Genomic DNA, 18,579 nt, shown 5'->3' on the forward strand with positions numbered 1-18,579 from the left:
GATCATGGCTCGCAAAGTAACAACCGGAGCGAAGATCGGCTGGACAATCCTGGCCTGGGTCGTCGCACTCCTGATCTTCTTCCCGATCCTCTACGCGCTGATCACCAGCTTGAAGACAGAGCAGGAGGCGATTGCCGGCTTCAGCCTCATCCCATCGGGCACGCTTGAGAACTACATCACGGTGCAGACGCAGCGCGATTATTTCAAGCCGTTCATGAACTCGGTGATCCTGTCGGTCGGCTCCACCATTCTGGCGCTGATCATCGCGATCCCCGGTGCCTGGGCGATGGCGTTTGCGCCGGGCAAGCGCACCAAGGACATCCTGATGTGGATGCTGTCGACCAAGATGATGCCGGCCGTCGCGGTGCTGCTGCCGATCTTCATCCTGTTTCGCAATTTTGGCCTGCTCGACAGCCGCATCGGCCTCACCATCATGCTGACGCTGATCAACCTGCCGATCGTGGTGTGGATGCTCTACACATACTTCCGCGAAATTCCGGGCGAAATCCTGGAAGCGGCACGGATGGACGGCGCCAACCTGTGGAAGGAAATCGTCTACGTGCTAACGCCGATGGCGGTTCCCGGCATCGCCTCGACGCTGCTCCTCAACATCATCCTTGCCTGGAACGAAGCGTTCTGGACGATCCAGCTGACCACGACAAACGCGGCTCCGCTCACGGCCTTTATCGCGTCCTTCTCCTCGCCGCAGGGTCTGTTCTGGGCAAAGCTTTCGGCGGCCTCGACCATGGCCATCGCGCCGATCCTCATCCTCGGCTGGTTCAGCCAGAAGCAACTCGTTCGCGGCCTCACGTTTGGCGCGGTTAAGTAAGGATCACTTTCATGGGCAGCATTACTCTTTCCAAAGTGTCGAAGACGTTCGGCGAAGCCAAGGTCATCCCGTCGATCGATCTCGAAATCAACGACGGCGAGTTCGTCGTGTTTGTCGGACCGTCGGGTTGCGGCAAGTCCACGCTTCTGCGTCTCATTGCGGGGCTTGAAGACGTGACCGGCGGCCAGATCAAGATCGACGGTCGCGACGTGACGGACGCCGCTCCGGCCGAACGCGGCCTTGCGATGGTGTTCCAGTCCTATGCGCTGTATCCGCATATGAGCGTGCGCAAGAACATCGCTTTCCCGCTCAAGATGGCGAAGATGGAACAGTCGGCGATCGACAAGAAGGTCGCCGATGCGGCGCACATCCTCAACCTCACCGATTATCTCGAGCGTCGCCCCGGTCAGCTGTCGGGCGGCCAGCGCCAGCGCGTGGCCATCGGCCGTGCGATCGTGCGCGAACCTTCGGCCTTCCTGTTCGACGAGCCGCTCTCCAACCTCGATGCGGCACTGCGCGGCACGATGCGTCTGGAGATCAGCGACCTGCACAACCAGCTGAAGACCACGATGGTCTACGTTACCCACGACCAGATCGAAGCCATGACCATGGCCGACAAGATCGTGGTGCTCAACCGCGGCAATATCGAGCAGGTCGGCTCGCCGCTCGAGCTCTACAAGTCGCCGCGCAATCTGTTTGTCGCAGGCTTTATCGGTTCGCCGAAGATGAACCTGCTCGAAGGTGACTACGCCAAGGCGAAAAACGGCAAGACCGTGGGCGTTCGTCCCGAACATATCGGGCTTTCCAAGGACAGCGGTCTGTGGAAAGGCCGGGTTTCGGTTGCCGAACATCTGGGCGCCGACACGTTCCTGCATCTCGACGTCGATGGTATCGGCCCGATCACGGCGCGTGCCGGCGGCGAGTTCGGCGCGAGCTACGGCGACACGGTCTACCTGACGCCGGATGAAACCAAACTGCATCGCTTCGACGACAAGGGTCTTGCGATCCGGGCCTGAATGATCCCAAAGGCCTGAACAGCAGGCCAATCGGAGTATGAGAAAATGACTGTGAAGCTTTCGTTGGCAACTCTCAAGGATGCCGCAGCGACCGCTGGCGTGCCCGCCTACGATCCGAAGACGCTCTCCCCCGGCATCGTGCATTTCGGCGTCGGCAATTTTCACCGCGCCCACCAGGCGATCTACCTGGACGACCTGTTCAACATCGGCAAGGGCCACGACTGGGCCATCATCGGTGCCGGCGTGATGCCGTCCGATGCGACCATGCGCGACAAGCTGAAGGCGCAGGATTTCCTCACCACCGTCGTGGAGCAGGACAACAACAAGACCGGCGCCCGCGTGACCGCCCCGATGATCGACATCATCGCGCCTGACGACAAGCAGGCGCTGATCGAGAAGCTGGCCGATCCGACCATCCGCATCGTTTCCATGACGATCACCGAGGGCGGCTATTTCATCGACGCGTCCGGCCATTTCAACCCGGCCCATCCGGCTATGGTGGAAGACGGCAGCAACCCGGATGCTCCGAAGACGGTGTTCGGCCTGATCCTTGCCGGCCTCAAGCTTCGCCGTTCGCGCGGCCTTGCGCCATTCACGATCATGTCTTGCGACAACATTCCCGGCAACGGCCACGTGACGGAAAACACCGTCGTCGGTCTCGCCAAGCTTTCGGACCCGGATTTTGCGACCTGGATCCACGACAATGTCGCCTTCCCGAATTCGATGGTCGACCGCATCACGCCGGCCACCGGTCAGCGCGAAGGCGATATCCTCAAGAACGACTACAATATCGACGATAACTGGCCCGTGTTCTGCGAAGAGTTCAAGCAGTGGGTGATGGAAGATCATTTCCCGCTCGGCCGTCCGCCGCTGGAAGAGGTCGGCGTGCAGTTCGTGGCCGACGTCGCGCCCTACGAGCTGATGAAGCTGCGCATTCTCAACGGCGGCCATGCGACGATCGCCTATCCCGGCGAGTTGCTGGATATCCATTTCGTGCACGAAGCGATGGAGCACCCGCTGATCCGGGCTTTCCTTGCCAAGCTCGAGAAGGAAGAGATCATCCCGATCGTGCCGCCGGTTCCAGATACGAGCCTCGACGACTATTTCGCCCTGATCGAGCACCGCTTCCTCAACCCGAAGATCGGCGACACTATTCCGCGCCTGGCGCAGGACGGTTCCAACCGCCAGCCGAAGTTCATCCTGCCATCGACCCGCGACCGGCTGGACCAGGGTCTCGATATCGTTGGCCTGTCGCTTGTATCGGCGCTGTGGTGCCGTTATTTTGCGGGCACGTCGGACAGCGGTCGCCAGATCGTGTTCAACGATACGAGTGCCGAGAAGCTGCAGGCGGCCGCGATCAAGGCCAAGGACGACCCGGATGCGTTCCTGGTGTTCGACGAGATCTTCGGCGAAGTCTCGACGTCTGAGCTGTTCCGCAAGCGGTTTGCGCATGCGCTGAAGACGCTCTGGACGGAGGGCACGGCCAAGACGCTGCAGCTCTATCTCGACGACCAGCTCGTCAAGGATTGAGGTGAACACCGTGACGGGAATTAGCGCAATCAAACCACGCCATCTCGTGATCTTCGATTGCGACGGCGTCCTTGTCGACAGCGAGCCGTTGTCGGTGCGGGTTCTGGTGGCTGCGCTCAACCGCCACGGTATCGAAATGGCCGAGGAGGAAGCCTATGAGCGCTTCCTCGGCCGCAGCCTGGCGACCATGCGCCAGGTCATGGACGAGGAATACGGTTTCCACACCGGGCCGGAATTTCTCGAGGGTATGCGCACCGATCTCTACAGCCTGTTCAAGGCCGAGCTGAAGCCGATCCCCGGCATCGCCGAAACGCTCGAGGCGCTCGGGCTTCAAGCCTGCGTCGCATCCTCCAGCAATCCCGACCGCATCCGGCTGTCGCTGACGATCACCGGCCTGATCGACAAGCTCGATCCCCATATCTTTAGCGCCACAATGGTGAAGAACGGCAAGCCCGCGCCGGACCTCTTCCTGCTGGCAGCAAGCGAAATGGGGTTCGCGCCGGAGGATTGCATCGTCATTGAAGACAGCCCCGCGGGCATCGAGGCGGCCCAGCGGGCGGGCATGGCGTCATTCGCCTTTACCGGCGGATCGCACACCCACACTTCCGGATACCGTGACCGGATCGAGGCGCTATCGCCCGACGTCGTGTTTGACGCGATGCCGGATTTGCTCCACCTTGTCCAAAAATATATCGAGGATCGCAACGGTTCGGTTTCCGCGAACACCTGAAGCTCGGCTTTCAGGCTGGCGGGACGCGACGGGGACAGTCTGCGCGACTTACAGGGACAGGAAACAAATCGGGATGCGTGATTTTCTCGTTGCGGTCGATATCGGCACGGCAAGCGCCCGTGCCGGCGTGTTCGGCCGCGACGGAACGCTGATTGCGAAATCCAAACATCCGATCCTGATGTTCCGCCCGCGGGACAAGCACGCCGAACATTCCTCCGAAGACATCTGGTCCGCAACCTGCATCTCCGTGAGAGCGGCGTTGGCCGAGGCTGGGATTTCTGCATCCCAGGTGGGGGCCATCGGCTTTGACGCGACTTGCTCGCTTGTGGCGCGGGACCGCGATGGGGAACCGCTGAGCGTTTCGGTCAGCGGGAACGCGCATCAGGATACGATTGTCTGGCACGACCACCGGGCGATCAGTCAGGCGGAGACGCTGTCAAGAAGCGGCCATGCGGTGCTCGATTTCGCTGGCGGATCGATCTCGCCGGAAATGGAAATGCCCAAGCTGATGTGGCTGAAGCAGAACCTTCCAGACAGCTGGAGCCGGGCCGGTTATTTCTTCGATCTTGCCGATTTCCTGACCTGGAAAGCCACAGGTTCCGCGTCGCGTTCGCGCTGCACGCTGACGGCCAAATGGAACTACCTAGCGCATGAGACGCCGGGCTGGAGCGCCGATTACCTGGCGCTTGCCGGGCTCGACGACCTTATTGAGAAGGGCGGTCTGCCGGACGATACGATCGGTGTCGGCGGCTCGATCGGACCGCTCAGCGAAACGGCGGCGGCCGAACTTGGCCTCGATACCAGCGTTCAGGTCGCGCCGGGAATGATCGACGCTTACGCGGGTGCCTATGGCGTGCTTGGCGGTGTTGGGGCGAAAAGCCTGCCAGGCTCGTCGCTGGAAACGAGCGTTGCGCTTATCGGAGGTACATCGAGCTGCATCGTCGCCTTCACCAGGGAGCCGAAACCCGGTCGCAGCCTTTGGGGCCCGTATTACGAGGCGGTACTGCCCGACCATTGGCTGGTCGAAGGCGGACAGTCGGCGGCGGGCGCTCTGCTCGATCATATCGTCATGATGCACGCAGCCGGCGGCGAGCCGACCACCGATCTGCATGAGAGAATCATTGCCCGAGTCGGCGAGATGCGTGCGGCAGCAGGCGATGACGAGATTGCGCCGGATCTGCACATTCTGCCCGACTTTCACGGCAACCGGTCGCCGCTTGCGGACCCGCATGCGACCGGCGTCATCAGCGGGCTGACGCTCGATACGTCCTTCGACGGGCTTTGCCGCCGCTATTGGCGGACCTGCGTGTCGATCGCGCTCGGCATCCGTCATATTCTCGATGCGATGGCTGACTTTGGGTACCGGTTCGAGACGCTGCACGTGACCGGCGGGCATGTGAACAATCCGCTGCTGGTGGAACTCTATGCGGATGTTACGGGCTGCAGGGTAGTCATCCCGAACAACCGCGACGCGGTTCTGCTTGGAACGGCCATGGCTGCCGCGGTCGCGGGCGGTCTGCACGGCTCGTTGCTTGATGCCGGACATGCGATGAACAGCGGCGGCAGCGAGCGGCTACCCAGCACGGGACGAGACCTTTATGAGCGCGACTACCGGCGGTTCCTTGCGATGATCCGTCACCGCGAAGAGCTGCGGTCGCTGGACTAAGCTGCAACTCAGCCCGAAAGCTGATCCGCCTCGACGATGCGCTCTCCCTTTTCACCGCCGATTGCCGCATCCAGCAGAACTTTTGCCACCACATGGGCCGGGCTGATGCGCAGCCGTCGCGGCAGGATGGGATGGGCGATCTTCAGCGCCATGCTGGCAAGCCGTTCGCCGAGCCGGAATTCGCTGCGGTCGCCACCCAAAAGGCCGGGCCTGACGATGGTGAGCATGGAAAAGCCGGTGGCGCGGATGGCATCTTCAAGCTCGCCCTTGGTGCGCAGGTAAAGCAGGCTGGACTTCGAATTGGCGCCGGTGGACGAGACGAGCGAGAAACGGGTCGCACCTCGTTCATGCGCGCGCCGGGCCGCACCGAGCGGCGTGGCGTAATCCACCAGACGGAAGGCCTCGTCCGATCCCGCCTTTGCCCGCGTGGTGCCGAGCGCCGAAATGACCGCGTCGACGGTCCACCAGTCCGCGTCGGGAAGACCGCTGCTAAGATCGGTGATGGGATTTTCGAGCTTCGGATGGGCCGGCAAGGCGGTCGGAGGCAGCGGCCGGCGGGTGGGCGCGACGACGCGGGTGACCCGGTCGTCCTTGAGCGCCAGTTCGAGGACGTGGCCGCCGACCAATCCGGTCGCGCCAAGGAGCAGCAGGCTTGTCATGCGGATCTCCGTCACTACCACGCCCGGTGCGGGTGTCTGCCGGTGAGTATATGATTCTCGCGGCGAGATTCCTATATCCACCGGCGCTTGTTCCAGGGCGATGGTTGACCTACATGCTGCGAGCCTAACCTGGAGACGCCGATGATCCTCGACGCCGCACGCCTATCGCTGATGAACCTGTTTGCGCCCGAGACGAGATCGGCCTTCTGGAAGACGCTGGGGCTGACATTCCTGATCCTGATCGGGTTGTGGTTCGGCTTGCGCGAGCTCTTCGCTCTCTACCTCTGGCCGTGGTTTGCCGCCTTTTTTCCGGATGTGCCTGATTGGACGGGATGGCTGACGCTGTTTGCGGCGATCGCGGCCGGCATCGGACTGGCGCTGGTGCTGGCTCTGCTGATCGCGCCGATCACTGCGCTGATTGCCGGCCTGTTTCTCGACGACGTGGCGGCGGTGATCGAGAAGCGCGACTATCCCGGTGATGTGCCGGGCCGGGAAATGCCGCTCGGTCAGGCGATCCTCGGGTCGATCCAGTTTCTCGGCATCGTCATCATCGGCAATGTCATCGCGTTGCTGCTGCTGTTCATTCCCGGCGTCAACCTGATCGCCTTCTTCCTGGTGAACGGGTATCTGCTGGGGCGCGAGTTCTTCGAGTTCGCCGCGATGCGGTTCCGGCCGCCGGCAGAGGCGCGGGCTTTCCGCTCGAAGCATTCCTCGACCGTGTTCATGGCGGGCCTTTTGATCGCCGGCTTCCTGGCGATCCCCTTCATCAACCTGCTGACGCCGCTGTTTGCGGCCGGGCTGATGGTGCATCTGCACAAGAAGGTATCGAAGCGCGATCCGTCCTTCCGGCTTCAGACGCCGATCACCTGAGGCGGTAGCTCGACCAGCGGTGCTGGTATGGGACAGGTCTTTTCGGGCGATCGACAGAGGTCCGCGATGACGCAGTGCTCGCATTCGGGCTTGCGTGCCTTGCAGGTATAGCGGCCGTGCAGGATCAGCCAGTGATGGGCGTGGAACAGGTACTGGTCGGGGATGACTTTCAGGAACTGCTCCTCGACCTCATCCGGCGTTCTGCCCGGCGCCATCAGGCAGCGGTTGCCGATGCGGAACACATGCGTGTCGACCGCAAGCGTCGGGATGCCGAAGGCCATGGACATCACCACATTGGCCGTCTTGCGACCGACGCCCGGCAGGCGCACCAGGTCCTCGCGCGTGCTTGGCACCTCGGATCCGAACTCGTCGATCAGCATGCGACAGAGCGCGATGACGTTCTTGGCCTTGTTGCGATAGAGGCCGATCGTCCTGATATGGGCGATGACGCCGTCCTCGCCGAGCGCCAGCATCTTTTCCGGCGTGTCGGCAATCTTGAACAGTTCGCGGGTCGCCCTGTTGACGCCGATATCGGTTGCCTGCGCCGACAGCGCCACGGCAACGACGAGCGTAAACGGGTTCACGTGCTCGAGCTCGCCCTTCGGCTCCGGCCGCTGCACCGAGAAGCGGCGGAATATCTCCACCATTTCGTCAGGCGTATAGGCCGGCTTGAAGCGCTTGGGCTTCCGGCCTTTGGAGATGCTGCTTTTTGTCGCCGGGGTTTTCGTGGATTTGATTTTCGCAAGGGCCATGACACTGTATAGTCTCGCCCCATGACGGAAATCAACGCGCAGCCGATGGATGAGAAACCGGTCTTTGCGGCCGAACTGACGCCCTATCGGTCGCTCGGCCGACGCGGGTTTTTTGTCGTGCTGTCGATATCGGGTGCCGTCTGCATGTTCTACGGCCTTTTCTTCCTGGCGACCGGCGCCTGGCCGATCGGGCTGTTCCTCGGTTTTGATTTCCTGCTTCTCTATGGCGCGCTGAAACTCAGCTACCGTTCCGGCCGGCAGCGCGAGGAAGTCACGGTGTCGAGGACCAATCTTTCGATCCGGAAATTTTCACCAACGGGGCGGATGGTGGAGCATCGCTACAACCCGTTTTGGGCGCGATTCAACGTCAGCAGGCACGAGGAATTCGGGATTACGGCGATGCAGGTCTCGGGTGAGGGACGGCAGACCGAAATCGGTTCGTTTCTCAACCCGGACGATCGTGAGAGCTTTGCGAGGGCATTTCGCGGAGCGCTGGCGACCGTCACGAGACGATTGTGACCCCGACAAGAAACGGGTGGCTCTGATGGGATCGAGCGTGCATCTATAGGGCACAGGGAGATTGCCATGAACGCTCTTGCTTCGCTTTCCAGGCCCGACATGTCCGCACCCGGCATCGACGTGACGCCTGATGGCTCCGACTATGAAACCGTGCGGCGTGTCATCGAGATGCTGACGCTCGATTATCGCGCGCAGCCTTCGCTCGAAACGATCGCGGCCGAACTTGGCCAGTCGCCGACGCAGTTGCAGAAGGTGTTCACCCGTTGGGCAGGCCTATCGCCCAAGGCATTCCTGCAGGCGGTGACGCTCGATCATGCCAAGCGGCTGCTCGGCCAGGAAGGTCTGCCGCTTCTGGAGACGTCCTATGAACTCGGACTGTCGGGACCCGGCCGCCTGCACGATCTGTTCGTGACCCATGAGGCGATGTCGCCGGGCGAATGGAAGGGAAGGGGCGCGGGTCTGACGATCCGCTACGGGTTCCATCCGTCGCCATTCGGCATGGCGCTGGTCATGGCGACGGAGCGTGGGCTTTCGGGACTGGCGTTTTCCGATCTCGGCGGCGAAAAGCCGGCCTTCGAGGACATGGTGAGGCGCTGGCCGAATGCCGCCTATGTCGAGGACAGAGAAGCGACGGCGCCTTATATCGGCCCCATCTTCGACCGGGGCCAATGGACGGCCGACCGGCCGCTCAATGTCGTTCTGATCGGCACTGATTTTCAGCTGAAAGTGTGGCAAAGCCTGTTGAAGATCCCGTTCGGCAAGGCGGTCACCTATTCCGCCGTCGCCTCGGACATCGGCCAGCCGACGGCAAGCCGGGCAGTGGGTGCCGCAATCGGCGCCAACCCGATCTCCTTCGTCGTGCCCTGCCACCGGGCTGTGGCGAAGAACGGGGCTTTGACCGGGTATCACTGGGGTCTGACCCGCAAGCGGGCGATCCTGGGCTGGGAGACAGGCAACGCCTGAGCCGCACAGTCCGCCCGACAACCTGCCGTCCTTCAGGTGCGTGTCAGCAAACAGGCCGAAATGATTGCCATCCTGCACTTCAACGGACGGCAGCATGGAACAGTCACGCGTCAGAAGCTGGTTTCGCATGGGAGCCTCGGCGATTTTCGCTGCCGCTCTGGGGTTGGGGGCCTATCTCGGGTATCTGCAGCTCAGCGGCAATTTCCATACGGTGATCGACGGCGAGCTCTACCGGTCTGCCCAGCCGGGTGCCGCCGATATCGAGACCTATGCAAAGACCTACGGCATCCGCACCATCGTCAACTTGCGCGGTGAGGACGACAAGGCCGGATGGTATGCCGAGGAGGTCTCCGCCGCAAAAAGGCTTGGCCTGACGCATCTGGATTTCCGGATGTCGGCTTCCAGGCAGTTGAGCGAAGCGGAGGCGGACCAGCTTGTCACGATGATGCGGGACGCACCGAAGCCGATCCTGATCCATTGCCGCTCGGGTTCCGACCGCACCGGCCTTGCCGCCGGACTTTACAGCAGCGAGATTGCCGGCATGTCCGAAGAGATCGCCGAGCGCCAGCTTTCCCTCTACTTCGGCCATATCGGTATTCCGGTCATCTCGTCGGCCTATGCCATGGATAGGACATGGGAGCGGCTCGAGCACCATTCCTGGCGCGACAGGATTGCATTGCTGACAACGGATATCGATCTCTGACGTCGTTGCGGCCGAGGCTGGGAAACTCTGCCGGCAGTTGGCGGGTCGTGCCCAATGCGCTGGGATCTCGGCCAGTTCCAAGGAGCCAACATGCCAACATGCAACGTCGTTCTGACAGAGCACCACCAGCAGGTGATCGCGCGGCTTCTGGAAACGGGACGCTATCAGAACGCCAGCGAAATCGTGGGCGATGCACTGCGGCTTATCTGCCCAGGCCGACATCATCAAGATCATTGCCTATACGGATGAGAACTTCGGACGCGGCGCAAGGCGCCGTGACGTACAGCTTCTCGTGACGGCCTTTCGCGATTTGTCGCAAGACCCGACCGGGTTCAATCGATAGGGCGGAGCTTGGGTTAGGCATACGCAGCTTCCATCTCAGGCGTAGCCGGACGAGGGCGAAGCACGCAAGCGGACTGGTCGTGCAGCCTCGCCACTTCATTCTCTATCGGTATCTTGAATCGTCGCTTATCGGGATCGGTCGCGTGTTTCATGACGCTGTCGATCTCGAAAGGCACCTCCCGTCAGCATTCGACGATGAAAGCGGGCGGTCCTAATCCACCTCCGCCAGCCGCAGCAGTTCCACTGCGGCGGTTTCGTCGGTGATGAGGGTGTTGCAGCCGATGCGGCGGATGGTGGCGCGGATGGCGATGGCGCGGTGTGTGCCGCCGGAGGAGAGGACGATGTGTTTTGCCTTGGCGAGCGTATCGAGGTCGACAGACATCACCCGCTCGTTGAGCTTCTGATCGACCGACCGGCCTTCCTCGTCGAGAAAATTGAACATCGTATCGCAGACGCAGCCGGCGGCGATCAGCCGCTCGAGTTCGGTGGCTGAAATGAAGCCTTCCGACAGCGAGGTCGAATGCGGGCCGATATCACCGCAGCTGACGACGGCGAGATCGAGGTTCTCGGCGAGGTCATAGACGGCATCGAGGCCGCATTTGTCGATCAGCGCCCGCTTGGTGGCGACGCTGTCGACTAGAAGCGGGGCGAGGAACATGAAGCATTCGGCGCCCAGCTGGCCTGCAAAGCGCCAGGTGAAATCGATCGGGTTGGTCTGGTGGACGGCGACGATGCCGCCGAGCAGCGAGACGACCTTGCAGCGTTCGCGACGGGGCGGGCGGAAGCTCGAAAGCGCCGCGGTCATCGTGCGGCCCCAGCCGACGCCGATCGTCATGTCGTTCTGGATCGCTTCCGACAGGAACTGGCCAAGCGCCAGACCGACGGCGCCGGCCAGCGCATCGGCGCTGTTGTCACGCGGGGCAGGCACCACGACCGCCTCGTCCAGTCCGTAGGCGCGTTCCAGCTTGGTCGCCAGCTCGACACAGGTTTCGATGCCTTCCGAGATCCAGATCTGTACTTCGGAGCGTTTCATTGCCTCGTCGAGCAGGCGGATGACGGTCGAGCGACTGATGCCGAGCCGCTCGGCTACCTCCTTCTGCGTCAGGCCCTGGTTGTAGTAGAGCCAGGCAGCGCGAAGCCGCAGCGAGGACGCTTCCGAATATGCGGTGTGGGTATCGCGTCTCAGCTTGGCCAAATTCTGATGTCCTTTTTCATTCAGGACCATAGGGCTGACGTGAAACATATGTCAATTGTGAAGGACAAATGTCTTGACTTCTTTACCCTGAAGGGTTGTTATCCGGTCAACAGCGATCCAGAAACCATACGACGCCCCGAGCGTTTGTATTCGCTTAACAAGGATTTATTCGGATGACGTCGAAACTAGAGCAGCTTCGTTCCATGACAACGGTCGTCGCCGACACGGGCGACATCGAGGCGGTGACCCGCCTCAAGCCGGTCGATTGCACCACCAACCCGTCGATCGTTCTGAAGGCGATTGGTTCGCCGGCATTTGCCGACACGTTCCAGGAAACGGTTGCCTGGGGCCGCAAACAGGGCGGCAGCGACGACGCGATCACGGTTGCCATAGCTGACAAGCTCGCCATCGACGTGGGCGCGGCGCTTGCTGGAATTGTCCCCGGCCGCGTTTCGACCGAAGTGGATGCCGACCTTTCCTTCGATACCGAAGGTTCGATCACCAAGGCGCACAAGATCATTGCAGCCTACAAGGATCGCGGCATCGAGCGCGAACGCATCCTGATCAAGCTTGCCTCCACCTGGGAAGGCATCAAGGCTGCCGAAGTCCTGCAGGCCGAAGGCATCGACTGCAATCTGACGCTTCTGTTCAGCCATGCCCAGGCCGTTGCCTGCGCGGACGCCAAGGCGTTCCTGATCTCACCTTTCGTTGGGCGCATTCTCGATTGGTACAAGAAGTCGACCGGTGAAGACTACACGTCCGAGACCGATCCGGGCGTCGTCTCGGTGCGTTCGATCTACAATTACTACAAGGCGAACGGCATCTCGACGATCGTCATGGGCGCCTCGTTCCGCAATGTCGGCGAGATCGAAGCTCTTGCCGGTTGCGACCGCCTGACGATTTCGCCGAACCTGCTCGACGAGCTCGACAAGGCTGAAGGCACGCTCGAGCGCAAGCTTTCGCCTGAAAAGTTCGAGCCGGCCGCGCCGATCAAGATGGACGAAAAGACCTTCCGCTGGATGCTCAACGAAGACCAGATGGCGACCGAAAAGCTTTCGGACGGTATCCGGGCGTTCAACAAGGATCTCGGCGCGCTCCGCGAGCTCGTGAAGAAGGAACTGGTCCGCGCCGCGGCCTGATTTCCTCAACGTTTTCCAATGACAAGGCCCGCCTCGTGCGGGTCTTTTTCGTTTTCCTAATGTGCACGGCCGAGGCACAGGGTTAACCGAACGTTTAGCCGGAACTCCTAGATCTTTCAGCCTACAAATCACTTTGAAGCTGGAGCGCATCGATGGCTGGGATTTCTTTTGGCCGTATCTTGTCCAACGCCGCCGTGATCAAGGCCCTCAACCGGTCGCAGGCGATCATCGAATTCGACCTGAAGGGCATTATACTCGATGCCAACGAAAACTTCTGCAATGCGCTCGGCTACCGCCTGGACGAGATCGTCGGCAGGCATCACAGCATGTTCGTCGATCCGGCCGATGCAGCTTCCTCGGATTACGCGGCGTTCTGGGCACGGCTTTCCACAGGCGCGTTCGATCAGGGCAAATACAAACGCGTGGGCAAAGGCAACCGCGAGATCTGGATCGAAGCCACCTACAATCCGATTCTGAAAGGCGGCAAGCCTTACAAGGTCGTGAAGTTTGCGACCGACATCACGGAAGCGCGCAAGCGGGCGCTCGAGGACCGGGGCAAGCTTGAGGCACTGTCGCGGGCGCAGGCGATCATCGAATTTTCGCCGACAGGCGAGATCCTCAACGCCAACGACAATTTCTGTGCCGCCGTCGGCTACCGTCTCGATGAGATCGTCGGCAAGCACCATTCTATCTTCTGCGAACCCGACTATGCGCGCTCGTCGGACTATCAGGAGTTCTGGAAGAAGCTCGGACGCGGCACATTTTCGGCCGATCAGTTCACCCGCATCACCAAGACCGGCGAGAAGATCTATATCCAGGCATCCTACAACCCGATCATCGACGACAGCGGACGGGTGTTCAAGGTCGTCAAGTTCGCAACGGATGTGAGCGAACGGGTAAGGGTGGTCAACGATCTCGGCACCGGACTTGCACGTCTCGCCGATTGCAATATCCAGCAGACGCTGGATACGCCCTTCATCGTGGAATTCGAGCCGCTGCGCCGGGACTTCAACGCCTCGATCGGGGCGTTCCAGAAGACGCTGATGGGGGTCCTGCAGCAGACTTCCAGCCTCAACGACAGCAGCCAGGACATGCAGGTGGCGGCCGACCAGCTGTCCGCCCGCACTAAGGAGCAGGCAGCGTCGCTTCGAGAAACGACGGCGGCGCTGGAGCAGGTGACGGAGACGGTAAGGTCCTCCAACACCAATGCGGAGGAAACCCGCAAGCTGGTCAAGGGCGCGCTGCAATCTGCGACCACGTCCTCCTGCGTGGTGCAGGAAACCATCACGGCGATGAAGCGGATCGAAGGCGCATCGTCCGAGATTACCAAGATCATCAGCGTGATCGACGAGATCGCGTTCCAGACCAATCTTCTGGCGCTCAATGCCGGCGTCGAGGCGGCCCGTGCGGGCGAGGCGGGCAAGGGCTTTGCGGTTGTGGCACAGGAGGTGCGTGAACTGGCGCAGCGTTCCGCCAAAGCCGCCAAGGAAATCAAGGGACTGATCGAGAATTCCGGCCGGCAGGTCACGGAGGGCGTGCGCCTTGTCGACGCGACGGGCGCCGCGCTGCACGAAATCGAACGTTTTGTCGCCTCGATCGACCAGAATGTCCAGTCGCTGGCCACTGCGGCGCAGGAACAGTCGGGTGGCCTGTCCGACATCAACCAGACGGTTTCGCAGCTGGACCGGATGACGCAGCAGAACGCGGCGATGGTGGAGCACACGACCGGCATCAGCCGCCAGCTTGCAAGCGGCGCGGCTCTGTTGTCGGAACTGGTCGGACATTTCAAGCTCAACAGGCGCGGCGAAATGCGCGAAACGGGTTCACCGCGTGCCGGCGGCGGCCGCAGGGCCGCCTGACGCAACAGCGAGCGGACCGGTGGAGAGGCCCGCGTCATGCGGGCCTTTTGTCGTCTGAAGGTCAAGCATGATGGGCGATGGGCCGGCCGGAGCGTGGATGCGCCTCGTGAGCCTCATTCCGGGACAGGCGTTGGGCGAAGGAAAAGCCCAGGCTTAAAGCTTCTTCAATCAGAGTAGCGCAGACTGCGGCTTGAGTATTCCATGTCTTGTTGTGCGTGATGGGGTGAAGATGCCGGAGTTCGGCGCGTGAAGATACGGCTATCGAAGAAGCTGCTCGCGGTCGTCGGCGGTGTTTCCGTGCTCTGTGCCGGCAGCGGCGCGGCGGCCGTGTTCGTGGGCAAGGAAAAGTTTTTCGGCCCGTCCTACGCCGATCTCAACGGCCTGACCTGTTCGGTGTTGCAGACGTTCACGACCAAGCGCGACGGACGCACCTGGGTGCGCCGCTATGTGAATGCCGACGAGGTTGCCTCGGCGGATGGCGTTGGTGACGGCATGGCCCGCATCCGCACCGCATTGCGCGTGGCAAAATCCATCCAGGAGAAGGAAAAGGCCGACATCGTGCAGGTGGCGATGGTCGACAAGGCGGGTCCGAAGGACCGCGCCGAAATGCGCGGCCGCATGATCGGCGCGCAGGTCGTCTACATTCCAGATGTTTCCAAGGCACCTGATGGCGCAGCGCGGGAACCCTATTCCGCATTTTATGTCGAGGGTGCTGCGACATCCAAGGGCGAGTATTACGGCCAGCGCATCGACATGCCGCTCGCCGATATCGAGCATCTCGAAGCAAGTCTCACCGACAAGACCGATTGTATCGACCCCGTGGCGATTGCCGCGGCCGAGGCTGCTGCCGCAGAAGGACACGGCGCGGCCAAGGGGCATGACAAGAAGCCTGCCAAGGGGCATGAACCTACCGGACATGGCGAAGCCTCCGGTGGGTATGACGCGCCAGCCGCTGACGGAGCGGCGCCGGCAGCCGAGCACGGCAGCGCGCCTGCGGAAGGACATGGCGAGGCAGCGGCCTCGGGCCATGGCGAGGGCGGGGAACCTGCCGCCAAGGAAAGCGGCGGTCTCCTGAGTTCGGTGACCGGCCTGATCTTCGGTTCGAAAGAGGAAGCAGCGCCTGCCGCCGCCGCGCATGCGCCGGACGGCGAGGGGCACGCTGCACCGCAAGGCGGCGAGCATCCAATCGACTCGAAGCAGGATGGTCATGCACCAGCTCCAGCCGCAGCGGGGGATGACACAGCCGAGGGTTCGAAAGAGCATGCCGCAAAGGGTGAGCCTATCTCTGCGCCGGCAGAAACACCTGCACCGACCGAAGAGAAGAGTTTTGTCTCTTCCATGAAGGAGATGCTCTTCGGTTCCAGTGACAAGGCTCCGGACGCGGCGCCGGATGCCACACATGACGAAGCCTCGGCTGAGCCGGCTTCGCCAAAGACCGAGCCCGCGCCAGAGGCCCGCACCTCTGCCGAGGGCGGCAAGCGCTGGTCGAAGCAGGATGGCAACGACGAGATCCGTTCCGGCGGGCCTTCGGCTGCCGACGCCGTGCATGACGACAAGGCCGCTGAACCAGCCGCTACGGTCGAGTCGGATCAGCCGGGCGCGGCAGCAGGCGGGTCCAATGCCGCGGATGCGGCCGGTGCCGCGTGGCTTGAGAAGCTGCGGGCGCAACAGGCTGGTTCGGCCAGCAAGCCCTAGTCAAAAAACAACCTATCGGTTGCTCCATCGTCCAGAGAGGCCCTTGCCATCGAGCCCCGTTGGCGCGGCGGGGCGGGGACAGCATGTTGGCTGTTGCTGCGTATGATCGGAACTTGCGAGAAGATCCACTAATCCTCTGCCCGTTTCAGGGAGAGGAGTCAGGCTGCTGACAAAGGTTTTATCAAACAACTCTTGATGTCACTTTGGAACCGATGCGGTTCGCAACCTCCCCTCATCCTCGCCCTTTTGGCGGGGATCCCGTCAGCTCAAGTCCTTGAGCTGAGAGAGTCTTTGACCCGACGGACGTCGTGTCGCTGGCTCCCCGCCACAAGGGCGGGGATGAGGGAGAGTGTGGTGTCCCTCTCGCCAAACAAGCTTATTCAGCGTTTGTCGGCAGTCTGACCCTCTCCCTGTTTCAGGGGAGAGGAGCAGGTCTGTCTGATCAGTCCGCCTTGGCGCGGCGGGCCGGGAAGAGGATGACGTCGCGGATGGACGGGGCGTTGGTGAGCAGCATGATCAGGCGGTCGACGCCGATGCCGAGGCCGCCGGCGGGGGGCATGCCCTGGTCGATGGCGTCGAGGAATTCGTCGTCGAGCTGCTTGTCCTTCTCGCCGCGGGCATGGGCCTGCTCGAGCTGCTCGACCATGCGCTTGCGCTGCTCTTCAGGGTCGTTCAGTTCCGAGAAGGCATTGCCCAGTTCCCAGGCGTTGCAATAGGTCTCGAAACGTTCAACGAGGCGCGGTTCGCCCGGGACTTCCTTGGCAAAGGGCGAGATGTCCTTCGGGAAATGGGTGACGTGGCTCGGCTGGATCAGCGTGGCCTCGACCTTTTCCTCGAAGATGAAGGCGAGGCATTCGCCCCAGGTCCAGTCCTTCTCGACTTCGAAGCCGGCGGCCTTGGCTGCAGTGCGGGCTTCCTCGTCGGTCTTCATGGCGAGGAAGTCGATGCCGGTGACTTCCTTGACGGCGTCTGGCATCGGCACGCGCTTGAACGGGCCCTTGAACGACAGTTGCTTGTCGCCATAGGCGAACTCGGTCGAGCCGTGGATCTTCATGGCAAGGTCGGCGAACAGGCGTTCGACGAGGTCCATGATGTCCTCGTAGTCGGCATAGGCCCAGTAGCATTCCATCATGGTGAATTCAGGATTGTGCCGGGTGGAGACGCCTTCGTTGCGGAAGTTGCGGTTGATCTCGAACACCTTGTCGGTGAGACCCGACACCAACGTGCGCTTCAAGAACAGTTCCGGCGCGATGCGCAGGTACATGTCGAGCTTCAGCGTGTTGTGGTGGGTCTTGAAGGGTTCGGCCGTGGCACCGCCATAGACTGAGTGCAGCATCGGCGTTTCGACTTCCATGAAGCCGTCGTCTTCCATGAAGCGGCGGATGCCGGAGACGATCTTGGAGCGCTGCTGGAAGCGGAGCTTGCTTTCCTCGTTGCTGAGGATGTCGAGGTGGCGCTTGCGGTAGCGGATCTCGACATCGGCAATGCCGTTCCACTTTTCCGGCATCGGCAAAAGCGACTTGGTCAGCATGGTGATTTCGCGGGCGCTGATCGACAGTTCGCCGCGCTTGGTGCGCCGCACGATGCCGGTGACGCCGATGATGTCGCCAATGTCGATCAACGCCAGCATCGCCCTTGCTTCCTCGGGCGTCACGTCCTTGTGGGAGAAGATCTGGATCTTGCCGCCGGCGTCATGGATATCCATGAACATTCCGGAATTGCGCGAGGAAAAGACGCGGCCGGCAACCGTGACGACATCGGTGGTTTCGACGTCGGCCTCGAGATCCTTGTACTTTTCCGCCAGTTCCGCATTGGTCATGGTGCGGTGGAAATGCGCCGGATAGACGTCGCCGACGGTTTCGCGCAGCTTTGCCAGTTTCTGGGCGCGCACTTCTGTGGCGTCGGAGGAGAGGGCGGTTTCGGTCTTGGTGTTCTCGGTCATGGTTTTATTCCTGTAACGGCGCTGCCGCGGCGAGCTTCGCTTCCGTATCCCTCATTCCTGTGCTTGTCACAGGAATCCAGTGCGGCCAAGTATTTGGGCGCGGAATACTCTTTTCATTCTTTCACGGCGCAGACGCGCCGTGGCTGGATTTCTGTGACAAGCACAGGAAT

At 61.7% G+C, this 18,579-nt stretch carries 17 protein-coding genes; 13 read left to right on the forward strand and 4 right to left on the reverse strand.

The genetic code is table 11. The annotated features are described in order from the left end of the window. Positions 1-4: 4 nt before the first annotated feature. The 5 genes from ACQY1J_RS06905 to ACQY1J_RS06925 all read left to right on the forward strand — a co-directional run bounded on the left by ACQY1J_RS06905 (position 5) and on the right by ACQY1J_RS06925 (position 5,771). Complete coding sequence (locus ACQY1J_RS06905) at positions 5-829, forward strand: carbohydrate ABC transporter permease (protein WP_062461266.1); 825 nt, start codon at positions 5-7, stop codon at positions 827-829. 11 nt (positions 830-840) lie between these two features. Continuing rightward, positions 841-1,845, forward strand: coding sequence for an ABC transporter ATP-binding protein (locus ACQY1J_RS06910; protein WP_062461262.1), 1,005 nt, complete (start codon positions 841-843; stop codon positions 1,843-1,845). A 45-nt stretch (positions 1,846-1,890) separates the two neighbouring features. Beyond that, entirely contained in the window at positions 1,891-3,375 is a 1,485-nt protein-coding gene (locus tag ACQY1J_RS06915; RefSeq protein ID WP_430251037.1) for a mannitol dehydrogenase family protein, read from the forward strand. A gap of 19 nt (positions 3,376-3,394) precedes the next feature. Beyond that, on the forward strand, positions 3,395-4,105 hold the full coding sequence (locus ACQY1J_RS06920) for an HAD-IA family hydrolase (protein ID WP_174196854.1): 711 nt from the start codon (positions 3,395-3,397) through the stop codon (positions 4,103-4,105). Between the two features lie 73 nt (positions 4,106-4,178). Beyond that, the gene (locus ACQY1J_RS06925; RefSeq protein WP_430251039.1) at positions 4,179-5,771 is read left to right on the forward strand and encodes an FGGY-family carbohydrate kinase; all 1,593 of its coding nucleotides are present in this window, start codon (positions 4,179-4,181) and stop codon (positions 5,769-5,771) included. A gap of 8 nt (positions 5,772-5,779) precedes the next feature. Here ACQY1J_RS06925 and ACQY1J_RS06930 read toward each other — a convergent pair whose 3' ends face one another. Beyond that, entirely contained in the window at positions 5,780-6,430 is a 651-nt protein-coding gene (locus ACQY1J_RS06930; RefSeq protein ID WP_430251040.1) for an NAD(P)H-binding protein, read from the reverse strand. A 141-nt stretch (positions 6,431-6,571) separates the two neighbouring features. On the opposite strand from ACQY1J_RS06930, the gene ACQY1J_RS06935 reads away from it, so the two are divergent. Next, on the forward strand, positions 6,572-7,300 hold the full coding sequence (locus ACQY1J_RS06935; RefSeq protein WP_430251041.1) for a sulfate transporter family protein: 729 nt from the start codon (positions 6,572-6,574) through the stop codon (positions 7,298-7,300). Here ACQY1J_RS06935 and nth read toward each other — a convergent pair. Beyond that, the gene (gene nth / locus ACQY1J_RS06940; protein ID WP_430251042.1) at positions 7,282-8,052 is read right to left on the reverse strand and encodes an endonuclease III; all 771 of its coding nucleotides are present in this window, start codon (positions 8,050-8,052) and stop codon (positions 7,282-7,284) included. The two genes, ACQY1J_RS06935 and nth, sit on opposite strands and share 19 nt — an antisense overlap. A gap of 21 nt (positions 8,053-8,073) precedes the next feature. Here nth and ACQY1J_RS06945 point away from each other — a divergent pair, with 21 nt between their 5' ends. From ACQY1J_RS06945 to ACQY1J_RS06960, 4 genes are all read left to right on the forward strand, one after another. Further along, the gene (locus ACQY1J_RS06945; RefSeq protein ID WP_113111918.1) at positions 8,074-8,571 is read left to right on the forward strand and encodes a DUF2244 domain-containing protein; all 498 of its coding nucleotides are present in this window, start codon (positions 8,074-8,076) and stop codon (positions 8,569-8,571) included. Positions 8,572-8,637: 66 nt separating this feature from the next. Continuing rightward, positions 8,638-9,534, forward strand: coding sequence for a methylated-DNA--[protein]-cysteine S-methyltransferase (locus ACQY1J_RS06950; RefSeq protein ID WP_430251044.1), 897 nt, complete (start codon positions 8,638-8,640; stop codon positions 9,532-9,534). 94 nt (positions 9,535-9,628) lie between these two features. Continuing rightward, the gene (locus tag ACQY1J_RS06955; protein WP_430251046.1) at positions 9,629-10,237 is read left to right on the forward strand and encodes a dual specificity protein phosphatase family protein; all 609 of its coding nucleotides are present in this window, start codon (positions 9,629-9,631) and stop codon (positions 10,235-10,237) included. A 90-nt stretch (positions 10,238-10,327) separates the two neighbouring features. Continuing rightward, positions 10,328-10,486, forward strand: coding sequence for a type II toxin-antitoxin system ParD family antitoxin (locus ACQY1J_RS06960; RefSeq protein WP_082471984.1), 159 nt, complete (start codon positions 10,328-10,330; stop codon positions 10,484-10,486). A 304-nt stretch (positions 10,487-10,790) separates the two neighbouring features. Here the strand turns inward: ACQY1J_RS06960 and ACQY1J_RS06965 are convergent, their stop codons facing one another. Then, the gene (locus tag ACQY1J_RS06965) at positions 10,791-11,774 is read right to left on the reverse strand and encodes a sugar-binding transcriptional regulator (protein WP_430251048.1); all 984 of its coding nucleotides are present in this window, start codon (positions 11,772-11,774) and stop codon (positions 10,791-10,793) included. A gap of 173 nt (positions 11,775-11,947) precedes the next feature. On the opposite strand from ACQY1J_RS06965, the gene tal reads away from it, so the two are divergent. The 3 genes from tal to ACQY1J_RS06980 all read left to right on the forward strand — a co-directional run bounded on the left by tal (position 11,948) and on the right by ACQY1J_RS06980 (position 16,467). Further along, positions 11,948-12,913, forward strand: a complete 966-nt coding sequence (tal, locus tag ACQY1J_RS06970) for a transaldolase (RefSeq protein ID WP_062461231.1) — start codon at positions 11,948-11,950, stop codon at positions 12,911-12,913. A gap of 152 nt (positions 12,914-13,065) precedes the next feature. Continuing rightward, entirely contained in the window at positions 13,066-14,772 is a 1,707-nt protein-coding gene (locus ACQY1J_RS06975; protein WP_430251050.1) for a methyl-accepting chemotaxis protein, read from the forward strand. A 246-nt stretch (positions 14,773-15,018) separates the two neighbouring features. Continuing rightward, positions 15,019-16,467 carry a hypothetical protein gene (locus ACQY1J_RS06980; RefSeq protein ID WP_430251051.1) on the forward strand — a complete coding sequence of 483 codons (1,449 nt, stop codon included), beginning with the start codon at positions 15,019-15,021 and terminating at the stop codon, positions 16,465-16,467. A 442-nt stretch (positions 16,468-16,909) separates the two neighbouring features. On the opposite strand, the gene lysS is transcribed toward ACQY1J_RS06980, so the two are convergent. After that, positions 16,910-18,409, reverse strand: coding sequence for a lysine--tRNA ligase (gene lysS, locus ACQY1J_RS06985; RefSeq protein ID WP_174196076.1), 1,500 nt, complete (start codon positions 18,407-18,409; stop codon positions 16,910-16,912). Between the last annotated feature and the right edge of the window lie 170 nt (positions 18,410-18,579).

It is taken from the genome of Neorhizobium sp. DAR64860/K0K1, assembly GCF_050500205.1.
GTDB classification, from domain to species: domain Bacteria; phylum Pseudomonadota; class Alphaproteobacteria; order Rhizobiales; family Rhizobiaceae; genus Neorhizobium; species Neorhizobium soli.

Excerpts from the sequence above, each read along its gene's own strand:
- ACQY1J_RS06905 (WP_062461266.1), top strand. The coding sequence starts at position 5 with ATGGCTCGCAAAGTAACAACCGGAGCGAAGATCGGCTGGACAATCCTG.
- ACQY1J_RS06910 (WP_062461262.1), top strand. The coding sequence starts at position 841 with ATGGGCAGCATTACTCTTTCCAAAGTGTCGAAGACGTTCGGCGAAGCC.
- ACQY1J_RS06915 (WP_430251037.1), top strand. The coding sequence starts at position 1,891 with ATGACTGTGAAGCTTTCGTTGGCAACTCTCAAGGATGCCGCAGCGACC.
- ACQY1J_RS06925 (WP_430251039.1), top strand. The coding sequence starts at position 4,179 with ATGCGTGATTTTCTCGTTGCGGTCGATATCGGCACGGCAAGCGCCCGT.
- ACQY1J_RS06930 (WP_430251040.1), bottom strand. The coding sequence starts at position 6,430 with ATGACAAGCCTGCTGCTCCTTGGCGCGACCGGATTGGTCGGCGGCCAC.
- ACQY1J_RS06935 (WP_430251041.1), top strand. The coding sequence starts at position 6,572 with ATGATCCTCGACGCCGCACGCCTATCGCTGATGAACCTGTTTGCGCCC.
- nth (WP_430251042.1), bottom strand. The coding sequence starts at position 8,052 with ATGGCCCTTGCGAAAATCAAATCCACGAAAACCCCGGCGACAAAAAGC.
- ACQY1J_RS06945 (WP_113111918.1), top strand. The coding sequence starts at position 8,074 with ATGACGGAAATCAACGCGCAGCCGATGGATGAGAAACCGGTCTTTGCG.
- ACQY1J_RS06950 (WP_430251044.1), top strand. The coding sequence starts at position 8,638 with ATGAACGCTCTTGCTTCGCTTTCCAGGCCCGACATGTCCGCACCCGGC.
- ACQY1J_RS06955 (WP_430251046.1), top strand. The coding sequence starts at position 9,629 with ATGGAACAGTCACGCGTCAGAAGCTGGTTTCGCATGGGAGCCTCGGCG.
- ACQY1J_RS06960 (WP_082471984.1), top strand. The coding sequence starts at position 10,328 with ATGCCAACATGCAACGTCGTTCTGACAGAGCACCACCAGCAGGTGATC.
- tal (WP_062461231.1), top strand. The coding sequence starts at position 11,948 with ATGACGTCGAAACTAGAGCAGCTTCGTTCCATGACAACGGTCGTCGCC.
- ACQY1J_RS06975 (WP_430251050.1), top strand. The coding sequence starts at position 13,066 with ATGGCTGGGATTTCTTTTGGCCGTATCTTGTCCAACGCCGCCGTGATC.
- lysS (WP_174196076.1), bottom strand. The coding sequence starts at position 18,409 with ATGACCGAGAACACCAAGACCGAAACCGCCCTCTCCTCCGACGCCACA.